The sequence below is a fragment of the Archangium violaceum Cb vi76 genome (genome assembly GCF_000733295.1).
Lineage (GTDB): Bacteria > Myxococcota > Myxococcia > Myxococcales > Myxococcaceae > Archangium > Archangium violaceum.
Genome location: NZ_JPMI01000081.1, coordinates 1 through 3,557 on the forward strand (window position 1 = coordinate 1; position 3,557 = coordinate 3,557).

At 51.7% G+C, this 3,557-nt stretch carries 6 protein-coding genes; 5 read left to right on the forward strand and 1 reads right to left on the reverse strand.

The features are described 5' to 3' along the window. A partial coding sequence (locus Q664_RS60840; protein WP_425117425.1) for a dual OB domain-containing protein occupies positions 1-657 on the reverse strand: 657 nt, incomplete at its 3' end. A gap of 412 nt (positions 658-1,069) precedes the next feature. Here Q664_RS60840 and Q664_RS57675 point away from each other — a divergent pair. The 5 genes from Q664_RS57675 to Q664_RS62925 all read left to right on the forward strand — a co-directional run. Then, on the forward strand, positions 1,070-1,756 hold the full coding sequence (locus tag Q664_RS57675) for a dual OB domain-containing protein (RefSeq protein WP_043394556.1): 687 nt from the start codon (positions 1,070-1,072) through the stop codon (positions 1,754-1,756). A gap of 12 nt (positions 1,757-1,768) precedes the next feature. Then, positions 1,769-2,392, forward strand: a complete 624-nt coding sequence (locus Q664_RS54760) for a DUF488 domain-containing protein (protein WP_075207424.1) — start codon at positions 1,769-1,771, stop codon at positions 2,390-2,392. Positions 2,393-2,402: 10 nt separating this feature from the next. Beyond that, positions 2,403-2,840, forward strand: a complete 438-nt coding sequence (locus tag Q664_RS54765; protein WP_075207425.1) for a DUF488 domain-containing protein — start codon at positions 2,403-2,405, stop codon at positions 2,838-2,840. A gap of 19 nt (positions 2,841-2,859) precedes the next feature. Next, complete coding sequence (locus Q664_RS13880; RefSeq protein ID WP_043394557.1) at positions 2,860-3,129, forward strand: hypothetical protein; 270 nt, start codon at positions 2,860-2,862, stop codon at positions 3,127-3,129. A gap of 270 nt (positions 3,130-3,399) precedes the next feature. Then, a partial coding sequence (locus tag Q664_RS62925) for a helix-turn-helix domain-containing protein (protein ID WP_160174401.1) occupies positions 3,400-3,557 on the forward strand: 158 nt, incomplete at its 3' end.

Below are 3,557 nucleotides of genomic sequence, written 5' to 3' on the forward strand. Positions count from 1 at the left end.
CAGTTTGTAGCAGCAACCATCAGAAGGCAGAGGCTCCCCAAGACTGACAGTAAGAAGAATACGATCGGATTGAGCGATACCTAGATTTGCTCGCGTGTATCTTCCATCAGGAAAAATTTTGAGATGCTGACTAAAGAGCGGGTCCGTTATGGAGAGATTGTAAGATGTGCCCTTGAGTTGGAAAATGCCGCGTGTCTTACGCTTGCCTCCCCAACCTTTCGAGATCTCGAAATCTATGACATCAGGTTTAATTAGAACAAGCGAGGAAGACGCAGGAGATTGAGCGAAGAGTGAATAAGGAATCCGATCTCCGGTACCTCCAAATAGTTGTGGGCCAGTCCATAGCCACGACACCAACCCGGTATAGGCGCTAGCGCGTGCAAACTGCCCCACCAGCGTCCATGGAGCAGTTCCAAGCATCCAATTCTCGGGCTGATGCGGGCTAGGACAGGCCCCCGTTACTTCCACTTCAATAATATCTAGCAAGGATGCTTCTCTTCCCTGCTTGAAAACATATGTCGGATAAGGGACTGCACCACCAGGTTGATTGGAAATAGGTCGTATCCACCCAGCACCACTCCCGCTCATGTGCAACCCTGCTACGCACCGTCCGCTCTGCTTCCACGAATTTGCAAGGCACAGAAACTGAGCTTTCACGAACAGTCCCCCCGAGGAACCATCCTGGAAAATGAAAAAAATTGCAAGTTCGGGTCAAGGTTCTGCGAAAGTCAGCAGCCAAGCCATCAAGTCCTCGGTCTTTTACTTCTTCAGAGTACGGGCTGAACGTGGAGAAGCTGCATATTATGATTGAACCGTAAGCCTTTAAAACAAGGCGTCGGTGTCAGGGCTCACGTGGAATCCAAGGGGCCAACCGGCCTTCAACGCGCGAGTCCCTGGATGTCTGTCGTCCTAGCAAGCTGAAGCCTCTTTTGCGTTTTGGCCCATGGGGTGCATGATGGGAATCTGTCGCTCGAGGCATTCAGGAGATCGAAGAGTTTGGTGCTAACCGGTAACATAGGCTACGTCGAGCATAAAGCGTACCGTAGGCGCACAGCCACTTGGTAATGTCATGTCCAACATTAAGAGAATAGTTTGCCTCGCAAATTCAAGAAAGCTCTCTGGGAGATGTATCGCCGGAAAGATAATGAGGGGCAATGCTCCTGGTGCTTGGGTCAGGCCAGTGAGTGACAGAGAGCATGAGGAAGTGTCGTACGAAGAGCGGCAGTACGAGGACGGAAGTGATCCCTCTCTGCTCGATATAATTGATATACACTTTGTAGAGGCTCGTCCTAAGGACCATCAAAAGGAAAATAAGCTGCTGGATGCGCGATATTACTGGGAGAAGGTAGGGAGGTTGACGTGGGATGACTTGACGCAACTGGTCGATAACGTGCAAGAACTCTGGTCTAACGGTGATAGCACCTACCATGGTCTTCATGACAGAGTCTCACTAGCGGACGCAAAGACGTTTGGTTATTCTCTTGTTTTTATTTGCGTGGATGATCTGCGCATAAGCGTGTTTGCTCCCGGTCTGTCATTTGGAAACGCAAAAAGACGCGTGCAGGCCGCATTCTCATATAATGGTATCCAGTATCAGCTTTGGGTCACAGATCCTGTTGTAGAGAAGCTCTACTTGGCCAAAAAGAATGGGGAGTTCGACCTGGGGGAGGCGTACATCACTGTCAGCCTTGGCGAGCCCAAGGATGGTGAGTGTTATAAGCTCGTGGCGGCAATCATCACGCGGGAAATAGCCTAGGAGAAGAGTGCAATGGATGCTCGTCATATCATGACAATAGGGCACTCAACGCACCCAGCCGAACACCTGATGGGCTTGTTGACTCAGCACGGTGTTACAGCTGTGGCGGATGTTCGCTCTAGCCCATACAGTCGCCTCAATCCACAATTCAATCGTGAGGCACTGCATGCTGCTCTGAAGGTGCGAAAAATTGCGTATGTCTTCCTTGGTCGGGAGCTTGGAGCGCGTTCAGAAGATCCCAACTGTTATGATGCAGGTAAGGTTCAGTATGGGCGCCTTGCGCAAACACCAGAGTTTAATCAGGGAATCGCACGAGTTCTGAAGGGGTTGGAAAGATATAACATAGCTCTTTTGTGCTCAGAGCGAGATCCTCTTTATTGTCATAGGACAATTCTTGTTTCGCGAGTGTTGGAGCGGCTTGGTGTTGAGGTGAAGCACATCCATGGTGATGGACGGCTGGAAAAACACCAGGATGCAATGCGGCGACTTCTTGGCCTCGTCGGACTTCCTCCTCACGACTTCTTTCGCTCTGCAGAACAATTGCTCGACGAAGCGTACCGCATGCAGGAGGATAAGATTGCGTACGTCGACGAGAAGCAGCGCCTCGTAAACACCTCAGACGCCACCTCTAGATGAAAATTTATAGATGAAAATTTATACAATTGGGTTCACAAAGAAGTCTGCCGAAGAGTTCTTTCTGAAGCTGAGGAGGACAGGGGCAAATAGATTGGTAGATGTCCGGCTGAATAATGTTTCTCAGTTGGCGGGCTTCTCGAAGCGCGATGATCTCCGTTTTTTTCTGAAAGAAATATGCGGCATGGACTACGTCCATCTGCCCGAATTGGCGCCGACACAGGATATTCTTGACGAATACAAGAAGAATAAAGGGGACTGGGCTGTTTACGAGCAAAAGTTCCTGCACCTAATGTCCCGGCGTGAGGTGGAGAGGAGTGTTCCTCAAGGTATCATTGATAATTCGTGTTTGCTTTGCAGTGAAGATAAGCCAATCAACTGCCACAGAAGATTGGTTGCGGAATACCTGAGATCAAAGTGGGGAGGTGGAGATATCATCCATATTGTGTGATTGCTGCCGGAGGGTTGGTTTGCATGCTCTGATCCAAGCTGATTGGGCAAGGGCCTGCTGGCATTGTTTCATCATCCGGACCAACTCCAACGGCTTGCGGGAGGAGCGTTCCCTCATCCCCTCGTCGGTGGGGGAGATGCTGTGCTACTACGTCTCGTTCGAGCTGAGCATCCTTCGCGAAGCGCAGGATGACCTGGAACTGCACGGTCTGTGCATCCAGGCCCATGAGGCCGTTTGGGTGAAATACCAGCAGACCGGGATGCTGGGCTGCCCCGTGCCGACCGGTTGAACGTGGGGCGTACACCCAACAATCACATGGGCTTAATCCATGGCATCCACTTCCGTCTGGGAGCACCCCTGGCCCAACTGGCGGTGAGCGTCGCCTTCGAGTTGTTGCTGGAGCGGTTCCCTGGGAGCCGTCTACCACGGCACCCGAGAAGCTCGCGTGACGCCCGAGTGCCCAGTCTTGTGGGCTGGTGAGTCTGCCCTCACTTGTTCTATGGAGCTTCAGGAATGTAGCTTAATGCGCTGGGGTTAAAATCGGTGGAGGATCTTCATCGTGCCCTGGCATCCGAGGCAGCTGACGACCGAGCAATTGGAAGAGAGGCGGCTTGCCGCAGCCAAGCTCCTAGAAAAAGGGTATTCTCAGGTAGATGTTGCACGGAAGATAGGCGTCAGCCCGGCATCTGTGTGCTACTGGGCCAAAGCGTTGAAACC

What these genes read in the sequence shown, in the direction of transcription:
- Q664_RS57675 (WP_043394556.1), top strand. Translation starts at nt 1,070, where the DNA reads ATGTCCAACATTAAGAGAATAGTTTGCCTCGCAAATTCAAGAAAGCTC.
- Q664_RS54765 (WP_075207425.1), top strand. Translation starts at nt 2,403, where the DNA reads ATGAAAATTTATACAATTGGGTTCACAAAGAAGTCTGCCGAAGAGTTC.
- Q664_RS54760 (WP_075207424.1), top strand. Translation starts at nt 1,769, where the DNA reads ATGGATGCTCGTCATATCATGACAATAGGGCACTCAACGCACCCAGCC.